This is a genomic window from Pseudomonas sp. MF08817 (assembly GCF_059862705.1).
In genome coordinates this window covers 27,830-44,929 of the sequence record NZ_JCBCUY010000012.1, presented here as the reverse complement: position 1 = coordinate 44,929, position 17,100 = coordinate 27,830, and the positions used below count along the sequence as shown (strand labels likewise).

The 17,100-nt window shown below is 62.4% G+C and carries 17 protein-coding genes; 12 read left to right on the top strand and 5 right to left on the bottom strand.

The window, feature by feature from the left end; genetic code table 11:
• Nucleotides 1–38 precede the first annotated feature (38 nt).
• Nucleotides 39–1,043, top strand: a complete 1,005-nt coding sequence (gene yejK / locus AC19YR_RS09445) for a nucleoid-associated protein YejK (RefSeq protein WP_095106227.1) — start codon at nt 39–41, stop codon at nt 1,041–1,043.
• Nucleotides 1,043–1,393, top strand: coding sequence for a glutaredoxin family protein (locus AC19YR_RS09440; RefSeq protein WP_095106226.1), 351 nt, complete (start codon nt 1,043–1,045; stop codon nt 1,391–1,393). Before yejK ends, AC19YR_RS09440 begins: the two co-directional genes overlap by 1 nt.
• Before the next feature lie 67 nt (nt 1,394–1,460).
• On the opposite strand, the gene AC19YR_RS09435 is transcribed toward AC19YR_RS09440, so the two are convergent.
• The 5 genes from AC19YR_RS09435 to AC19YR_RS09415 form a co-directional block, all read right to left on the bottom strand.
• Nucleotides 1,461–2,396 carry a glutathione S-transferase family protein gene (locus AC19YR_RS09435; RefSeq protein ID WP_095106225.1) on the bottom strand — a complete coding sequence of 312 codons (936 nt, stop codon included), beginning with the start codon at nt 2,394–2,396 and terminating at the stop codon, nt 1,461–1,463.
• Between the two features lie 78 nt (nt 2,397–2,474).
• Nucleotides 2,475–2,759: a GIY-YIG nuclease family protein gene (locus tag AC19YR_RS09430; protein ID WP_095106223.1), complete on the bottom strand. Its 285-nt coding sequence runs from the start codon at nt 2,757–2,759 to the stop codon at nt 2,475–2,477.
• A gap of 38 nt (nt 2,760–2,797) precedes the next feature.
• A complete protein-coding gene (locus AC19YR_RS09425; RefSeq protein ID WP_095106221.1) occupies nt 2,798–3,268 on the bottom strand; it encodes a nuclear transport factor 2 family protein in 471 nt (156 codons plus the stop codon).
• A gap of 90 nt (nt 3,269–3,358) precedes the next feature.
• Nucleotides 3,359–3,994, bottom strand: a complete 636-nt coding sequence (locus AC19YR_RS09420) for a response regulator (RefSeq protein ID WP_095106219.1) — start codon at nt 3,992–3,994, stop codon at nt 3,359–3,361.
• A 214-nt stretch (nt 3,995–4,208) separates the two neighbouring features.
• A complete protein-coding gene (locus AC19YR_RS09415) occupies nt 4,209–4,985 on the bottom strand; it encodes a response regulator (protein WP_500598157.1) in 777 nt (258 codons plus the stop codon).
• Between the two features lie 417 nt (nt 4,986–5,402).
• Between AC19YR_RS09415 and AC19YR_RS09410 the strand changes: the two genes are divergently transcribed.
• From AC19YR_RS09410 to AC19YR_RS09365, 10 genes are all read left to right on the top strand, one after another.
• On the top strand, nt 5,403–6,023 hold the full coding sequence (locus AC19YR_RS09410) for a DUF1120 domain-containing protein (protein WP_500598155.1): 621 nt from the start codon (nt 5,403–5,405) through the stop codon (nt 6,021–6,023).
• Nucleotides 6,024–6,051: 28 nt separating this feature from the next.
• Complete coding sequence (locus AC19YR_RS09405; protein WP_095106211.1) at nt 6,052–6,669, top strand: DUF1120 domain-containing protein; 618 nt, start codon at nt 6,052–6,054, stop codon at nt 6,667–6,669.
• A gap of 48 nt (nt 6,670–6,717) precedes the next feature.
• Nucleotides 6,718–7,338: a DUF1120 domain-containing protein gene (locus AC19YR_RS09400; RefSeq protein WP_095106210.1), complete on the top strand. Its 621-nt coding sequence runs from the start codon at nt 6,718–6,720 to the stop codon at nt 7,336–7,338.
• A gap of 92 nt (nt 7,339–7,430) precedes the next feature.
• On the top strand, nt 7,431–8,057 hold the full coding sequence (locus tag AC19YR_RS09395) for a DUF1120 domain-containing protein (protein ID WP_500598153.1): 627 nt from the start codon (nt 7,431–7,433) through the stop codon (nt 8,055–8,057).
• A gap of 29 nt (nt 8,058–8,086) precedes the next feature.
• On the top strand, nt 8,087–8,794 hold the full coding sequence (locus AC19YR_RS09390) for a fimbria/pilus chaperone family protein (protein WP_095106207.1): 708 nt from the start codon (nt 8,087–8,089) through the stop codon (nt 8,792–8,794).
• A 165-nt stretch (nt 8,795–8,959) separates the two neighbouring features.
• Nucleotides 8,960–11,422 (top strand): fimbria/pilus outer membrane usher protein, encoded by a 2,463-nt coding sequence (locus tag AC19YR_RS09385; protein ID WP_500598152.1) that lies wholly within the window; start codon nt 8,960–8,962, stop codon nt 11,420–11,422.
• Complete coding sequence (locus tag AC19YR_RS09380) at nt 11,419–12,561, top strand: DUF1120 domain-containing protein (protein ID WP_500598150.1); 1,143 nt, start codon at nt 11,419–11,421, stop codon at nt 12,559–12,561. The genes AC19YR_RS09385 and AC19YR_RS09380 overlap by 4 nt, the downstream gene beginning before the upstream one ends.
• Before the next feature lie 18 nt (nt 12,562–12,579).
• A complete protein-coding gene (locus AC19YR_RS09375; RefSeq protein ID WP_500598148.1) occupies nt 12,580–13,230 on the top strand; it encodes a DUF1120 domain-containing protein in 651 nt (216 codons plus the stop codon).
• A gap of 172 nt (nt 13,231–13,402) precedes the next feature.
• A complete protein-coding gene (locus AC19YR_RS09370; RefSeq protein ID WP_500598146.1) occupies nt 13,403–16,003 on the top strand; it encodes a T6SS effector BTH_I2691 family protein in 2,601 nt (866 codons plus the stop codon).
• Entirely contained in the window at nt 15,964–17,040 is a 1,077-nt protein-coding gene (locus tag AC19YR_RS09365; RefSeq protein WP_500598144.1) for a DUF6708 domain-containing protein, read from the top strand. Before AC19YR_RS09370 ends, AC19YR_RS09365 begins: the two co-directional genes overlap by 40 nt.
• The last annotated feature ends 60 nt before the right edge of the window (nt 17,041–17,100 follow it).

The window sequence follows — 17,100 nt, the reverse complement described above, 5'->3', positions numbered from 1 at the left end:
GCGAGCCCGCCCCCGCCCTTCCACCAGCCGAGAAGCCCATGCCGATCCGTCATTGCATCGTCCACTTGATCGACAAAAAACCCGACGGTACGCCTGCCGTTCTTCATGCCCGCGACTCGGAACTGGCAGAGTCGACGGCCATCGAAAACATGCTCGCCGACCTCAACGAGAGCTACAACGCCAAGCAAGGCAAGGCGTGGGGGCTGTTCCATGGCGAATCAGGGGCGCACCCGTTCAGCGGCTGGCTCAAGGAATACCTGGACGGCGGCAAGGACTTCACCGCGTTCAGCCGCGTCGCGGTCGAACACCTGCAAAAGCTGATGGAAGAGTCCAACCTGTCGGTCGGCGGCCATGTGCTGTTCGCCCACTATCAACAGGGCATGACCGACTACCTGGCCATCGCCCTGCTACACCACAGCGAAGGCGTGGCTGTTACCGAGCAACTGGACGTGACGCCCTCGCGCCACCTGGACCTGGGCCAGTTGCACCTGGCGGCGCGGATCAACATTTCCGAGTGGCAGAACAACAAGCAGTCCAAGCAGTACATCTCCTTTATCAAGGGCAAGAATGGCAAGAAAGTCTCGGAGTACTTCCGCGACTTCATCGGCTGCCAGGAAGGCGTCGATGGCCCCGGCGAAACCCGCACCCTGCTCAAGGCCTTCAGTGACTTCGTCGAAAGCGAAGACCTGCCGGAAGAATCGGCCCGCGAGAAAACCAAGACCCTGGTGGACTACGCCAGCAGCCAGGCCAAGCTCGGCGAGCCGATGGGCCTGGAAGAGTTGTCGGAATTGATCGACGAAGAACGGCCCAAAGCTTTCTACGACCACATCCGCAACAAAGACTACGGTCTGTCCCCGGAAATCCCTGCCGACAAACGCACCCTCAATCAATTCCGCCGTTTCACCGGCCGCGCTGAAGGCCTGTCCATCAGTTTCGAGGCGCACTTGCTGGGCTCCAAGATCGAGTACGACGAAGAAGCCGGCACCCTGATTATCAAGGGCCTGCCCACCCAACTGACCGATCAGCTCAAGCGCCGTAACTGATGCTGGGCGGTGTATTGAAGAAAATCCTGCTGGTTTTGCTGGTGGTGGTGATCTATCAGAACTGGGGCAAGGTCGAGCGCTTGTTCAACCCCGGGGAAGCGGTCTCGCAGGCAACCCGCACCCAGGCCAAAGTGGTGTTCTACACCACCGCGTGGTGCGGTTACTGCCAGAGCACCCGGCGGTTTCTCGACCACAAAGGTATCCCGTACCAGGAGTTCGATATCGACAAGGACGCCCAGGCCCGCCAGGCCTACCAGGCACTGGGCGGTGGTGGAATTCCGATCCTGGACGTCAACGGTACGCTGATCCGCGGCTACGAGCCGGACGCCATCCTCAAGGCCCTACCGTAGCAAGCGGGCTTGCCCGTGCTCGGTCGCGTAGCGGCCCAACACCGTCTAGGGCAAGCCCGCTTGCGCCTCATTGCGCTTCGATGCGAAAGCCTAAACGCGGGAAGTGCACATGCACCACGCCTGCGCGTTCGTCTTCGCGGCGCAGGATCAATTCTTCGCTGCCGGCAAACAGCAACTCACCGGCCACCGGATCGACACCGTAGTCGGTCGCCGCGATCAGCACTGGCTGGCCGGGTTTCACACCGTTGGGTTCAGCGAACACCTCACTCGGCAACACCGCCGGTTGCGCCGCGCGGGCCACCTGCAAGGCCTCTTCGGCGCTCATGTCGCTGGCTGCGCCTTGGCCAAACGCCAATACCCGCGCGAACCAGGCCGAAACCGCCGGATAGGCGTCCACCAACGGTGCCGTGACGGGCGTGCCCTTGAGGAACCACAAAGGGTGGGCCATGGCGAAGTCGGCGATCGACGGCTCGCCGAAGAGGAAATCCCCCGGCTCATGCTGCAACTGCTGTTCCAGGCGCGCCATGATGCTCGGCCACTGGTGACGGGCCTGCTGCGCCGACAACCGGCTGGCACTGCCGCCATTGAACAACCCGGCACGGTCGGCCAGGAACGCCTTGACTGCTTCGGGCGGCAATTGGGCAAACCGCAGGGCCACGGATTCGGGCTGAAACACCAGGCTTACCGCGTGCTGGAACACCACCGAGTCTGCCCACGCGGCGAACGCCGTCACGATCATTCCCTGGCCTTGGGGGAACAGCGTCGGCGCAGCTTTTTCCTGCTCCAGGCGCCGGGCGATCAGGGCCGTATCGCAGTAGATATCGGCGCCGACTTGCAGCACCGGGGTCTTGCGGTAGCCGCCGGTCAGGGCTGTGAGGTCGGGTTTGGGCATCATCGGCGGGATTTTCACCGAGCGCCAGGATAGGCCTTTGAAGCCCAGCAGCAAGCGGGCCTTTTGCGCGAATGGGGACGTCGGGTAGTGGTGCAGGATCAACGCGGACATGCTGGAAACCTTCGCCGTTGTGGGGAATGCGCAGCTTAGCGCGCAAATCCGCGCCAGTGCCTGATGGGAACCCATCAGTCAGCGTGATGGGCCCACCGCGGCGCTGGCCACCAGGCATTCCTTGGCGCTCTTACGCAGTTTTTTAATCAGCCGCTCCTGGCGCAGCGCTTCGCCCTTGTCGCGGCAGGCTTCGGTATACACCAGCGCCACCGCTGGGCTGGAGAGAAAAAACCGCGCGCCCTTGCCCCGTTGGTGAGCGGCGAAACGGCGCACCGGGTCATCGCTGATGCCGCAGTACAAGGCGCCATTGGCGGCGCGCACCAGGTACACGAACCAGGTTTTGGGGCTGGGCAGGTCGTTCACGGGGCAATCTGGGCGAGGAAAGAGAAGCCGCGATCTTATCAGCGACTGGCCTGGAATGCCTTCAAGCCCTTCAGGGCCTGGCCCCGCACGGCGTTGCGCACCAGGGGCGTCCAGCCCAGCAACAGGCCTTTGGTGCCCAAGGCCTGACGCGCCCAACGCCACAGGTCGAAATGGTCGTGGTGCTCGCAGATCTTGCCGTCGCGAAACACAAAGCGTGCCTGGATATCGTTGACCACCACCCGGCCAGTTTGGCTGAACAGGTAGGTGGCGACCCAGTGAGCGCTACCGGTGTTGCCCTCGCTGCGCACGCTGTCGAAGGTCAAGGTGAAATCCTTGGCCCGGGTGGTGAGCATGCGCCACATGTCACCGGCATCACGGCCACGCAACGGGCCGAACGCTGGGTCGTGGAACAGCACGTCGTCGGTGTAGCAGGCGCTCATCGCCTCGGCATCCAGACGCTGGAACGCGCGATAGAACTCGGTAATCAGGGCGTTATGGGCGTCAGTCATGGCCAGGCTCCACAAGTAAAAAGAATGCAGCACGATAATCCGCCAACGCCGGGAAAACCACGGGCATTCGCTGGGCGAATGGCAATGGTGCTAAGGCACCATGCCGCTGCTGCGGGCATAGGTGAACAAGTCCACATCGGTGGAGATGCACAAGCGCTGCATGGCGGTGCTCTTTTGCTTGCTGATGGTGGAAATGCTGCGGTTGACGTGGGCTGCGATCTGGCTGACGGTCATGCCGCTGGCGAGCATGCGTACCACTTCACGCTCCTTGCCAGACAACTGCGGTTGCGCCGAAGGGTCGCCGCACCCCGCCTCCACCAGTTGCTCCCGCAGGCACTCGCTGACGAAGGTCTGGCCTTCGCTCACGGCCCTGATGGCCCTGGGCAGTTCCCGGGCCGAGGCGCTCTTGGCCACGATGGCCTGGGCACCGTGGGCAAAGGAGGCACGCAGGGTAGCGACATTGGCGAACATGGTCACCAGGATCACGGGCAGGTGCGGGTACTGACGGCGCAACAGGCCCAGCAGGCCGTAGCCATCGGACTGACGGTTGCCCGGCATGGCAAAGTCAGTGACCAGCACGTCACAGGGAACGCTGCCCACCAAGGCCAGCAGTTCATCGGGGCCATCGGCCTCGCCTACGACCTTGCAGCGCCCTCCGGCCTCGATCACCACTCGCTGGCCGACACGCACAATGGGGTGGTCGTCGGCGATTATGACGCGCAGCATCGGTGCTCTCCCTGGATGATGGCAAATTGAATTCGCGCAAAGTACCGCTGCCGCACGCCTCTCACAACCGGCAAAAAAACGCGCTAAACAACCATCCCCCGTGTTTGCGAGAGCGCGCATAAAGCCCACAAAACAAAAAGAAAAAGCTTACATACACAAATTACAGACACAGAAGAAACATCCTGCATTTGTCGTGCGAAATGTGGGTTATCACCTACAAGGCGACCAAGTGATTGAGGCAGGCTTGCACCTCATCGCGAAAGTGCGCCAGGGCCTGGTCGTTCACGGCCACCCCTGAGGCCAGGACCGCGCTTATCAGTTGCGTGCCGCGCCGCTCCAGATCCGCCATCCCCAGGAAAGCAATGCCCCCCACCAAGCGGTGCAGGCGTTCGGCGGTGGTCCCCGCATCCCGTGCAATACGCGCCTGGGCCAATATCAGGCTGTCTGCCCGGACCTCCTCGATCAACTTGGCCAGCATCAGGTCGACCATTTCGGGGCAACCGAAAATGTTCACTAGTTGCGCCCGCGTCGGCAGCAGGCAGGCTGCCCCCCGGGGTGCGAGCCCAGCAGGTCCTGGTGCCATGAGGGCCGACGCGGGTAGCCAGCGTTCGAGTACTTCGCGCAGTTTTTCCAGGGTTAGGGGTTTGAGCTGCCAGGCGTCCATGCCGGCTTCGGCGCAACGTTGAGCTTCATGGGGGTCGCGGCTGGCGGTCAGGGCGATGATGGGGACGCGCGGGCTGCCCTCGGCCTGCTCACGACGGCGCACTTCGCGAGCCATGGCGTAGCCGTCCATGACCGGCATGCGGCAATCACTGATGAGCAGGTCAAAGGGCCGACGCCTCAAGGCTTCCAGCGCCGCGAGGCCATCGGCGACCACCTCGTGGCCCACCTGCAGGCGTTGCAGGCACCAGCCCATCAAGATGCGGTAAGCCGGGTGGTCCTCCACCACCAGCACGGTCGATGCCTGCCAGCACAAGGGTGGGGCCGCCATTCCCGGACCCTGTCCGGGGTTGCCGCCGGGCTGCCTATTCAGTGCTGGCATCAGCAGGGGCGCACAAAAGCTAAGGAAAACATTCTGATGGTCTTACAGAAAAATTCGGGCAGCGACCTTAGCCAACTCATCAGACATTTAGCGATACAAGAACTACGAAAAGACAAAAAATCCTACAAGTAAATCTACAAATTCCGACGAACAGCCGTCCCGAACGGAAAATTCGCCAATGTCGTAATTGTTGTATTTCCCCTGCGCCGCCCCCCCCGATAGATTTCGCCCTACCCCACCAGAGGGTAAAAACACCTCCCACGGAGGGCTTGAATCAGACCCGCTACCTGGATACCTGCCAGGGCTTTTTGCCACTCGCACATTCAGCCCGGCGCGTCAGCCGACCTTGCACCGGACATAGATCAAATGAACAAGTTTGCCATCGCGCTCAACACCGCCCTATTGATTGCCGCAACACCCACGGCGTTTGCCGCCAGTTCAACCGAATTGGCCATCAGTGGCCTCATTACTCCCCGCGCCTGCTCCCCCATGCTCTCCAGCGCAGGCGTTGTCGATTACGGCAAGATCTCGGCCAAAGACCTCAATGCCAGCAGGCCGATCGCCCTGCCTGATGTCACGCTGCAGTTAACCATCGATTGCGAGGCGGCCACGCTGTTTGCCCTCGAGCCCCTGGATAACCGTAGTACCTCGGGTTTTCCCGGGAGTAGCTACGGCATCGGTTTCGTCAACGGGACCAAAAAGCTCGGCACCTATTACTTGGAGATGAAGAACCCTCTAGCCGATGAAGTGCCGGCGCATACCATCGCGTCCGGCGACAACGGCGTCACTTGGTACAAGGAAAAATTCATGGACCCCGGCTACCTCCATGCCATCAGTTCCCCTGTGGACAACTCCACGCCGATCCCCCTCAAGAACCTGAAGATGGACCTGCTCATCAACACCAGCATTCTGAGAACAGACAACATGGATCTGAGTGACGAGGTGCCGATCGACGGTTCCGCCACGCTTGATGTGATTTACCTGTAACCCCGACCCGAAGGAGCTTTATCGCCCTATGAACCTTTCAGTACCCATGCTGTTGACCGGGCTGTTATTCGCGCCCGCGCTGCTGGCCGCCAGCAATACTCAACTGGCCGTCAACGGGGCGATTACCCCCAATGCCTGCCAGCTGAACCTGACCGGCGGCGGCGACATCGACCATGGCAAGGTGTCAGCCCAAACGCTCAACGCCGACCAGTACACCAGCCTGCCCACCGTGGTGATCGACATGGAGGTGGTCTGCGAAGGTTCGACCCTGCTCGCCTTCAACACCGTGGACAACCGCTCCGGTTCGTCGGCCATCAATGACAACTGGCATGGCTTGGGCATGGTCAATGACGAGGAAAAACTGGGCAGCGTCTACCTGGGCATCATCAATAGCCAGGCGGACGACATGCCTGCCGGTGCCATTCTGTCCAGGGATGGCGGCGCCACCTGGATGCCCACCACCTACCTGGGCCACAACGGCATGACAGCCATTGCCCTGACCAGCCAGCCGCTGGTGCCGGCGGCGCTCACGACCCTCAAGGCACAACTGCGGTTCAACACCATGATCGCCCGCGCCAATGACCTGACCCTGACCGACGAAGTACCGCTCGACGGCCATATCACCGTGCAAATGAAATACCTGTAATCGGGCTCAGCCTGTTTAAGCCCTCTTCTAGAAAGGAACTCTTTAGCAATGAACAAGACACTTGGTTTCGCCGCTTGCGCCCTCCTGCTGGCCACTTCACACGCCAGCTTCGCCGCATCCACCGTAGACCTCACCGTCAAGGGCCTGATCGTGCCGAGCGCCTGCGTACCGGCCCTGGACGGAGGCGGCACCATCGACATCGGCAAGATCTCGGCCAAGGACCTGAACCAGGACACCTCGACCCAGGTCGCCAGCAATACCCTGCAAATGACCGTCACCTGCGAAGGCAAGACCCTGATCGCCCTCAACGCCATCGACAACCGCGCGGGGTCCGCGATCGACACCGATGGCTACGGCCTGGGGCTGATTAACAGCAACCAGAAACTGGGCAAGTACACCCTCGGCCTGCTCAACCCGCAAGCCGACAGCGTCGCCGCGCAGACTATCGCTTCCACCGACGGCGGCCTCACTTGGGGCCAGGGCAGCGACTGGACGCCCGGGCTGTACATGTCGGTAGCCGCCCCAAGCGACCTGAGCGTGCCGATCCCCGTGCAGATCTGGAACGTGGAACTGGTGGTCAACACCATCATCGCCGCTGCCAGCACCCTGGACCTGACCAATGAAGTGCAGATCGACGGCCTCTCCACCCTGGAAGTGAAGTACCTGTAAGCGCCAATGCCCCTGCCGCGCATCTTGGTGCAGCAGGGGCAACAGGCCTCCCCCATGAACCGGACGCACTCACCCCCAGTGAACCGCAGCCCATGAACACATCCACCCGCACACCCACCCTGCTGCTCTCGCTGCTGGCTACCACCACGGCCCTGGCCGACTCTAGCGTGCAACTGGCCGTGCAGGGCGCACTCACACCCAGCGCTTGCGTCGTGTTGCTGTCCAAAAACGGAATCATCGACCTGGGCCGGATTCCCGCCAAAAGCCTGAACAAGGACGAGTTCACCGTACTGCCCAGCCAGATACTGGAACTGAACGTGACCTGTGGCTCACCCACCCTCTATGCCCTGGTGGGCATGGACAACCGCGCCGACTCTTCCCTGGCGCCGGGGTTCTTCTACGGCTTAGGCAAGAACATCCATGCCCCCGTCGAACGCCTGGGCTCGGTGGCGTTTTCCTACCGCAACCCCGTAGGCGATGGGCAAGCCGTGCAACCACTGGCCTCCAGCAACAACGGCGCCTCCTGGTTTCCCGAGCCCAACGCCTACCCGAGAAACTACATGGCCTTCGCCCAGCCCGGAGCGATCGTACCCCGGCACCTCACAAGGCTCGACACCCTCGTGCGGATCGACACCTCGATCAACGCCGCGATGTACCTGACCCTGGATCAAGAGGTGCCGCTGGACGGTTCGATCACCCTGGACCTGCGGTATTTGTGATGCCTCCCTTTAACCCCTACGGACATCCCATGACCACGCACACTCCCCCTCGCTGGCTCGCCGCCTGCCTCGCCAGCCTGACCCTGGGCCTTGGCGCCCCGGCCGCCGCCGACGGCATGATCCCTGACACCTCGGTGGTGATAATCGAAGAGGAACAGGGCGAAGCCCAGGTCTCGGTGACCAACAGCGATCCGACCCTGGCCCTGCTCAACGTCACCCTCGAAGACATCCCCGAAGACACCGAACCCCTGGTATTCGTCACACCACCTCTATCCCGAGTCGAGCCGTCAAAGACCCAACTGGTGCGCTTTATTCTGCAAACCGAAAAGCCCTTGCTGACCCAACGCCTCAAACGAGTGATTTTCGAAGGCATGCCCCAGGGCCGTTCCGCCGTGGCCGACGGCCATGCCAGGGTGGGCGTCACCGTGCGCCAGAACCTGCCGGTGATCCTGCACCCCAAGGGCCTGGCGAAAAACCGCACGCCCTGGACCGACCTGACCTGGCGTCTGGGCGATGGCCAGTTGCACGTCACCAATGCCACGCCTTACGTGGTGCGTCTGGCCCAGGAACTGCAACTGCTGCCGGGAAAGACCAGCGCCATGCTGCCGCGCACCTACGTGCTGCCAGGGGAAACCCTGAGCGTGGCAGCCAACAGCCCCGGTGCGACCAGCGTGCGTCTGCAACCGGCCACGGTGTACGGCTTTGCGGTGGCAGCCTACGAGGCACCCCTGCAATGACCCCGCAAGTGCCTCTCATGTAATAAGCGGGCTCGCCCGCGCTGGGGTGCGCAGCGCCCCTTAGTTTCTGTGGCCGCCGTTTTTTACGGCCGCTACGCGACCGAGCGCTTGCTACAACGCACAACGGCGGCGGCCACAACGCATTTCACAACCTGAGAACCCTGCGTGAACACAGTAGACATTGACCGTGATGGCAAAGCCGTGCCCGGCGTTTCCATCTGCGCCTATACCAGCGCGCTACCGACCCGCAGCGCTCTGGCCCTGGCCACCGCCGTGCTGCTGGCCGACGCCCGGGCGGCCAGTGCATCGACCTTCGACCTGCAAACCCTGCAGCAACGGGGCATCGACCCGCACCTGGCCAGCTTGTTGCTGCAAGCGCCGCGTTTCACCCAGGGCGAGCACCGGGTGACGCTGACCGTCAACGGCCAACGCCGGGGCCGAGTCGATGCGCGCTTCGATCAAGACGGCAAATTGTGCCTGGCCCCAGCGCTGCTGAGCGCGGCGGGCCTGCGCCTGGGCAGCGATGACAGTTGCCAGGGCTTTTTGCGTGAGTACCCGCAAACCCTGATCGAACAAGACCCGGCCAGCCTGAGCCTGGCGCTGGTGGTGCCCACCGACGCCCTCCGCCCGCAGGAGCGGGAACTGTCAGGCTATGAAACCGGCGGTTTCGCCGGCCTGCTCAACTACGACCTCAGTGGCCTGTACAACCGCTATGGCGACGACAGCAGCCGCTTCGGCTCGGCCAACACTGAGGTGGGCTTCAATGCTGGCGACTGGATCGTGCGCAGCCGCCAGGTGCAGACCTGGCAGGATGACAGCTCCCGCGCCACCCACCTGGAAGCCTACGCCCAGCGCACCTTCGCCCAACACCAAGCAGTACTCCAGGCCGGGCAGATCAACCTCTACAACCCGGTACTCGCCGGGGCACAGATCACCGGCGTGCAGGTGCTCACCGAACAGGCCCTGCAAGACCAGGCCCAGGGCGCCAGCATCCAGGGCGTCGCCAACAGCCCGGCGCAGGTCGAGGTGCGCCAAAACGGCGCGTTGATCCACTCCACCGTGGTGCCCGCCGGGCCCTTCAGCCTAAGCAACGTGCGCCGCCTCAACAGCCGCGCCGATGTCGAGGTCACGGTCAAGGAAAGCGCGGGCGAGGAACGGCGCTTCACCGTCCCCGCCGCCATGCTCGGCATCGGCCTGCCCGCCCCCGGCTTCTCGGTGGCTGCCGGGCAAGTACGCAACCTGGGCGACAGCCGCGGCGAAGCCCCATGGGTGGTCAGCGCCGGTTGGAGCGGCGCGCTCGCCCCCCACGCCAGCTATGGCCTCGGCGCACTGGCGGCCAGCGATTACCGCTCCGTCGGCGCCAGCCTGGGCCTGACCCCATGGCCGGCCAGCCAGGTGCAAGTGGCCGTGCAAGCGGCCGACAGCCAGGCCGACGAAACAGCGCGGGGGATGCAGGCTGACCTGTCGCTGTCCCAGCAAATCGGCGAGCGCTGGTCGGTCAGCGCCGGCACCTCGTACCGCACCCGAGGCTACCGGGAATTACAGGACGCCGCCTTCGATGCCGACTCGCGCTCCAGCACCAACGCACGCTACCGCGACCAGCAAAGCCTCAGCGCTGCCTGGTCGCACCCTTGGCTGGGGGCCTTCAGTGGCGGTGTGTCGCGCACCACCTCCTTTGGCGGTAAAAGCAGTGATCGCGCCCTGGCCTCCTGGGGCACCAACCTGGGCGCGGTGTCGATTTCCGCCAGCGCCGAATGGCAAATGGGCGGCGCTGCCCACCAGGACAACAGCCTCTACCTGAGCGTCAGTGTGCCCCTGGGCGGTAATCGCCGCGGTCGCACCTGGGTGCGCGACTCCGGCGGCGAGCACCGCACCGGCCTAGGCATGAGCGAGCAGGTCAACGATCAGTTCAGCTACCGCGTCGGGGTGGAGCAAGACACCCGCGATCATCAGGTCGAATCCTCCCTGGGGGTTTCCGTGCTGCCGCGCTACAGCCAACTGGACCTGAACTACACCTGCGACGATGGCGAACGCTCCAGCTACCAGGGCGGCATGCGCGGCGCCGTGGTGCTGCACGGCACCGGCATGACCCTGTCGCCCTACCCGGTGCGCGACACCTTCGCCGTGCTGTCGGTGGCGGACATGAGCGGTATCAAAGTCAGCACCCCCAGCGGCCCGGTATGGACCGACTGGCAAGGCCAGGCTGTGGTGCCGCAGGTCAGCGCCTACGGCCGCACCCCGGTGCAAGTGCAGACCCGCTCACTGCCGCGCAATGCCGACATCGGCAACGGCCTGGCGATGATCGCCGCCGGCCGTGGCGCCGTAGACCGTGTCGAGTTCGAGGTGAGCAAAACCCGCCGCGCGCTGCTCACCGTTAGCACACCCCAAGGCCAACCGCTGCCACGGGGGGCCACGGTAAGTGACGCCAACGGCGAATTCGTCACCCTGGTGCTGGAGGGCGGCAAGGTGTTCCTGACCAACGTCCTGGAGGTGCCGCGCCTGTGGGTCAAGGCCCCGGGGCAATCGCGCTGCGAACTGAGCTACGAACTAGCAGCCCAGCCCGACCTCGACCGTTACTACGAAACTGCCCCGGCCCTGTGCCGCGAAGCCACCGGAGAACAGCCATGAACCTCGTACCTTCCTTCTGGATGGCCGCCTGTGCCTTGGCCCTACTCGGCGCAGTCGCCCCGCAGGCCAGCGCCGACACCTGCCAACTGAGCCTGAGCGGACCGCTGCTGGATTTCGGCCTGATGAACCGCGCTGCCCGCAACCCCTCGGCCCCGCAATGGCTGTTGGGTGAACGGCGCATCAGCGTGCAGCTCAATTGCCCCCAGGCCCAAGACATGACCCTGTTCTACCGCGCCCCCGCCGCCAGCGCCGAACGCCTGCGCTTCACCGAACGCGGCAGCTACGCCCTGCGTGTACAGGAGGCGGTGCTCGACGGCCAAGCCGTGGAACTGGGCTTGCTCGCAGGCAGTGGCCAGGCGCCGGGGCACGTCGCCCAAGCCCTGGCCTGGCGACCGAACCACGCCATCACCCCGCTGCGCGATGGCGTGCCCGCCCAGGGCAAGAGCCTGGCGCTGGTGGTGCAGGTCAGTGCCTGGGCCCAAGCCGATGCCACCCAACTGCGCGAAGCCGTCACCTGGGAAACCTCAGGCCTGCTCGACTCAGTCGCCACGGGCCGCTCGCAGCCCCTGACCCTGCAAGCCCGCTTCGCCCCGGCGGCCTGCGAACCCAGCCTGTCGGGCGGCGGCGTGGTGGACTTGGGCAAGCTCTCGGCCAGCGACCTGCGCCCCGACGAACACACTCGCTTGCCGGCCAAAAGCCTGCTGCTGAGCATCCGCTGCGACGCACCCACCTCCTTTGCCCTGGTGATGCACGACAACCGCGAAGGCACCGCCACTGGCGGCGCCGACGAAACCGCCTACGGCCTGGGCCTGGACAACAGTCGGCAAAAAATTGGCCGTTATTACCTCAACATCCACCCCGCCGATATCAGCGCCGATGCCTTGCCCCAGGTCTACCGCACCGACTCCACCACCGCCGGCACAGCTTGGAGCGGCGCTAGCAACCAACCCATTCCCATCGGCGCGCGCAGTTACCTGGGTTTCACTGCCACCCCCGGCAGTCACGCCGGCCCCGCAGCCATCCAGAACCTGAGCGGCAACATCAGCATCCAGGCCTGGATCGCCCCGACCCAGGCCCTGGACCTGAGCAACGAAGTCGCACTCGACGGCTCGGGCACCATCGAGATCATCTACCTGTAACGCAGCGAGGGCTTCACCATGAACGCAAGACTGAACACTTGGGCGGCCATCGGCCTCCTCAGCGCCGGCGCTCCCGCCCTGGCCGCCTCAACAGTGGACCTGGCGGTCAACGGCCTGATTACCCCGACAGCGTGCACCCCGACCCTGTCCAGCGGTGGCCTGATCGACTTCGGCAAAATATCCCAGCAAGACCTCAACGCCGACAAAGGCACGCGCCTGCCCCGCCGCAACCTGACGCTGGCCATCGACTGCGACGGCTTGAGCCGCTTCGCCCTGCGCATGCGCGACAACCGCGACGGCACCGCCATGGTCAACAGCGAGATCTACTACGGCCTGGGGTTGGACAACGCAGGCAACCGCATCGGCCTGTACTCGGTGACGTTCGACCCCACGCTCACCGTCGCCGACAGCCATGGGCAGATCCTCGGCACAGAATCCACCACCGCTGGCCTGGCGTGGCGCATGGCCAACCTCAACCCGATCCAGGTCGGCGCCCGCAGCTACCTGGGTTTTACCGACATCCAGGGCAGCACCAGCGGCCCGGCGGCCTTGCAACACCTGACGAGCCTGTTGGGTGTTGAGGTGGTGATTGCGGCCAAACAGGTGCTGGACCTGAGCACCGATGTGCGGCTCGATGGGTCTGGGACGTTGGAGTTGGTTTATTTGTAGGGGGGGGGAGGATCGGGGGGTCACCTCACCCAAGGAACAAGAAGCGGCCGTCCTGAAAAAAGGATTTGTCCGACATCAGCTCGGGAGGCCCAGTCCTTACCCTCTGCGCTCGCGTGCGCGCCAACCCCGGCGCTGACGAGCACTGGGCCAGCACAGCGCCCAAGGAGGCTCTGTGAGCCAATGCGACCCCTCGAAAATCTGCTCCATCTGTGACCAAAAAGGCCTGGCGCTCTTGCCGCTGCGCTATGCCGTGGCCCGTCCCGCCCAACTCAGTGCTCCGCCCTTGCAGGCGCCTTTCGGTCAGGGCCTGGAGCAGGTGCCGTTGCCCGGCGACAGCGCCCACTACACCCTGCGCCTCCTGCGCGGCGGTTACCTGTATGTGTTCAATGAAAGGCGTGGCGAGTGGAAGGCCTATGTAGTGACCACCGATGCCTACCTGTTTGAGTACGACATCCACGACAAAACCCCGCCCAACCTCGAAGGGGCTGTGCCTTGTAAACGCATGGCCAAGTCGGCGTCCTCGCGCTGCGTGATGATTCCTGATGCGACTCGCTCCACAAAAATCTGGCTGGGTTTCAGCGACGTAGCCTGGACGGCGCGGGTGCTGGAGCGCCACCGGCAGCAGGCTTACCGGGAACGCCATATGCGCTGCATCGATATCGGGGCGTGGTCCAACAGCCAGGGGCAGCAGGCGCACTTGGCCGGTTTGGCCACGGCCCACGAGTGCGTGGCCGAGTATCACCTGCCGGTCCCAGGAGACGGGGCGTTGAGCGACTCCCCCCAGGCTTTTCAGAGCGGTCACGACGACCTTGAGCCGTTTTTGGCCAGTGCCCTGGCCTCAAGCCAAGGCGTGCCAGCCGCCATGGTGGCGCTGATGGACCCGGTGGGCATCGCCTTGGAACTCAACAGTCTCACCCTCGGCCGGGTGGAACGGTTTGAGCGCCAAGATGATCGTGACTGGAAAAAAGCCACGTCAACGGCCATCCAGGGACTGCGCCAGATGATGGAAGAAGACGCCGTGGCCAAGGCATTGCAGCGCCATCAAGGCGAGCGTTATGCAACGTTAGAAGGCATGCCGCTATACCCGGAATGGAGCGAAGCGGACCGTAAGCGCAACGATCTGATCTTTTCCACCTTGCCTGCGGCTCAAGAGCAAAAAGCCCGTACCCAAGCCTGGGCGCGCTATGTCGATAATTACCGCGAAGACGACCGTGCCGCTTTTGAGGCGCAACTGCAGGTTGACCTCGAGCGCTTTATGCAGCAAACGGTCACGCCGCTGGTGCAGGCCTTGGCCGGCTGGTACTGGAGCGAGGCTTTTCGCCACAGCATGCAGTGCAACCACGACGAGGAGGACTGGGACAGCGGGCTGTGTTTCACCACGTTGGTGACCACGTGTTTGACCGGGTTGACCGGCCACGCGTTGATTCTCGACAGGCTGGTGGAAGATTTGCGCGGGCGCTACAGCGACCCCGACAACCTCACCCTGCGCGCCCTGGTGTTGAACAACCGCCAGATTGCCGCGCGCCTGGATGAAGCCGCCACGCCGGAGCTGGCCCTGGGCAATCCTTTCGCCTGGCGCAACGTGCTCAATGCCTTCGCCCATGTGCTGCATGAGTACGACAAAGGCCAGGTCGGCGGCGGCTTGGCCAGGGCGGCCGGGTGGGCTCACCAAATTAGCGGGGCCATGGTGCGCAGCCTGGGTACCCCTTTGAAGGCCGGGGCATCCGGGGCGCTGGATTTGGGGATCCGCTACCGCCTGTTGGGGTTGCTGGGGGCCTTGTCGGGCAAGCAGATCCTGGCGTTGTCGACCACGGCATCCGAGGCGCAGATGGCGCACATCATCAGCGAAAAAGTAGCGTTGTTGCAGCTGGGGATTGACCGCAAGGCCTTGCAGGACAAAGTCAGCAAGGAGCTCAAGCAACTGGAACGACAAGCAGGCGTGCGTGAACCCACAGGCAACAGAAATGCCCGCCAGAAAAAGGTTTTCAACTGGTACCTGATGTACGACGCCGACGTGGGCAAAGCCTTGACCGTCGACCACCGCGGCAAACTGAACAGCAACGCCCCCTTGCTCCTGAGCCAGGACGAACTGCGGCGGGTGGTGGCACAACGTCAGGCGACCTTGCCCAGGCTGGCGAACCTGGATGTCGGGGTCGGCGTGGTGGGTGGGGTATTGGATGGGTGGAATGCGTACATGGCGGTGCAGTTGGTGGATAAAGAGGGAGTTACGGCGAAGGCGGGGGTTAATTTGACGGCGGCGGCGTTTAGTTTGGCGGGGGCAGGGGCGGAGTTGGCGGGGACTGTATGGTCCAAGTATCCTTTCGGTAAACTTCGACTAGCTGAATCTTGGAAGCTCTTCGGGGGGCGCATAATAATTGATGTGAAACTTCTAAAGTTTGTTGGAAGAGTATTGGCGGCGTCTGGTGGTTTGTTTACTGCGTTGTTTGATGTTATGACTGCGCTGGATGCAAGAGAGAATGGTGACTTCCCCGTCTTTGTTCTGCGCCTTTCGGTAGGGATTATTGGTGGAGTAGCCTCGCTGGCTATACTCTTCGGGGTTATGACGGTTGGTATTGGATTTGTTGTTTTTTTGATTTTGGCAGGATTGTCGCTACTTGGAGAATGGCTCATAGGTTTGATTCGCGAGGATAAGGTCGAGGGGTGGTTGGGGCAAACGCCCTTCGGTACGAATGAGGCGAATTTGTTTGAATCCTTAGCTAGCCAAGAAGAAGCATGGATAAAAATAACGAAGATGGACAGTGGAGGCGTTTAGTGAGTAAGGACTCAAGGGAATTTGAAGGCTGGTTGACAAGTTATAAAATCAACAGAGAATTAAATCCGTATGAGCTTGATGAGTCGCTGAATACAAGTGTGCCAATTGATATTTGGCCATCGGATAGAGGTCTGATTAAGGCCAATGGTGCGTTTCTAGAGTTTATAGATCGTTATTTTTATCTGCGCGGCTGGGCCGCGATGGGATGTATGCCTATTGCAGGTGCATGTCTATATTTGTTTTTTTTGTTCGGGGGGTCTATACATACTCCGCCAAATAATGGGGGTACTCTAACGTTTGAGTATGTTTTTTCTGGCTGGCTTGCAACTGTGCTGTTTGGGTTGTTACTTGCGGCAATATGCTTTTTTGGGTTACAAAAGGATTTTTTTTGTTATACACATTACCCAATTCGATTTAATCGACTAAATCGCAAAGTGTATGTATTTCGCCACAATGGTAAGGGTGGCGTATTAGCGTTGGATTGGGATAAGGCCTACTGGTTTGTCGGTCGAACACGTGACGGGTCAGATATAAGTTATGACCTGCGCTGTCATGTTCTTGATACGCAGGGCATTGTACGTGACACCTTTGCAGTGGGGCATTTTGCAGCGACTCGCGCAGAGATCCTCCAACACTGGGAAATGATCCGCCGTTACATGGAAGAGTCCCCAGCCACTTTGCCCTTCCCACCCCTGGCGTTGGTTATTTCCACCGAGCCAACTTGGCGAAACTGCTTGACCATACAAGTCGGCGGTACAAGTGGGCACTCTCCCTCTTTTATGTTGTTGACCGTGCCCTGGGCATTTTTTCGTTGGATATCCCAGCTCACCTGTCGGCGCCCGCGCTGGCCTGATGAGGTGGAAGAGGCCTGCCAAGTCCCTCCGGACGATCCTTATCGTTTGCCTGAGCCTGTGTCGTGCGGGGTGGTTGCCGGTATGGATGTAGCAGCAGAGGCCGCCTTGCTTGAGTATCGCGAGAAGGCGCAACTCGCTGCCGAAGCTTATGAAAACGCCCATCCGAAGCCGGGTACCCACTAATGCCTGAACGCGCGCCCTCGAAAATCTGCCGCGACGAGTGGAAGGCCTAGATGGTGACCC

What these genes read in the sequence shown, in the direction of transcription:
- AC19YR_RS09365 (WP_500598144.1), top strand. Translation starts at nt 15,964, where the DNA reads ATGGATAAAAATAACGAAGATGGACAGTGGAGGCGTTTAGTGAGTAAG.
- AC19YR_RS09390 (WP_095106207.1), top strand. Translation starts at nt 8,087, where the DNA reads ATGACCACGCACACTCCCCCTCGCTGGCTCGCCGCCTGCCTCGCCAGC.
- AC19YR_RS09415 (WP_500598157.1), bottom strand. Translation starts at nt 4,985, where the DNA reads ATGGCGGCCCCACCCTTGTGCTGGCAGGCATCGACCGTGCTGGTGGTG.
- AC19YR_RS09405 (WP_095106211.1), top strand. Translation starts at nt 6,052, where the DNA reads ATGAACCTTTCAGTACCCATGCTGTTGACCGGGCTGTTATTCGCGCCC.
- AC19YR_RS09375 (WP_500598148.1), top strand. Translation starts at nt 12,580, where the DNA reads ATGAACGCAAGACTGAACACTTGGGCGGCCATCGGCCTCCTCAGCGCC.
- AC19YR_RS09435 (WP_095106225.1), bottom strand. Translation starts at nt 2,396, where the DNA reads ATGTCCGCGTTGATCCTGCACCACTACCCGACGTCCCCATTCGCGCAA.
- AC19YR_RS09420 (WP_095106219.1), bottom strand. Translation starts at nt 3,994, where the DNA reads ATGCTGCGCGTCATAATCGCCGACGACCACCCCATTGTGCGTGTCGGC.
- yejK (WP_095106227.1), top strand. Translation starts at nt 39, where the DNA reads ATGCCGATCCGTCATTGCATCGTCCACTTGATCGACAAAAAACCCGAC.
- AC19YR_RS09380 (WP_500598150.1), top strand. Translation starts at nt 11,419, where the DNA reads ATGAACCTCGTACCTTCCTTCTGGATGGCCGCCTGTGCCTTGGCCCTA.
- AC19YR_RS09410 (WP_500598155.1), top strand. Translation starts at nt 5,403, where the DNA reads ATGAACAAGTTTGCCATCGCGCTCAACACCGCCCTATTGATTGCCGCA.
- AC19YR_RS09440 (WP_095106226.1), top strand. Translation starts at nt 1,043, where the DNA reads ATGCTGGGCGGTGTATTGAAGAAAATCCTGCTGGTTTTGCTGGTGGTG.
- AC19YR_RS09425 (WP_095106221.1), bottom strand. Translation starts at nt 3,268, where the DNA reads ATGACTGACGCCCATAACGCCCTGATTACCGAGTTCTATCGCGCGTTC.
- AC19YR_RS09400 (WP_095106210.1), top strand. Translation starts at nt 6,718, where the DNA reads ATGAACAAGACACTTGGTTTCGCCGCTTGCGCCCTCCTGCTGGCCACT.
- AC19YR_RS09395 (WP_500598153.1), top strand. Translation starts at nt 7,431, where the DNA reads ATGAACACATCCACCCGCACACCCACCCTGCTGCTCTCGCTGCTGGCT.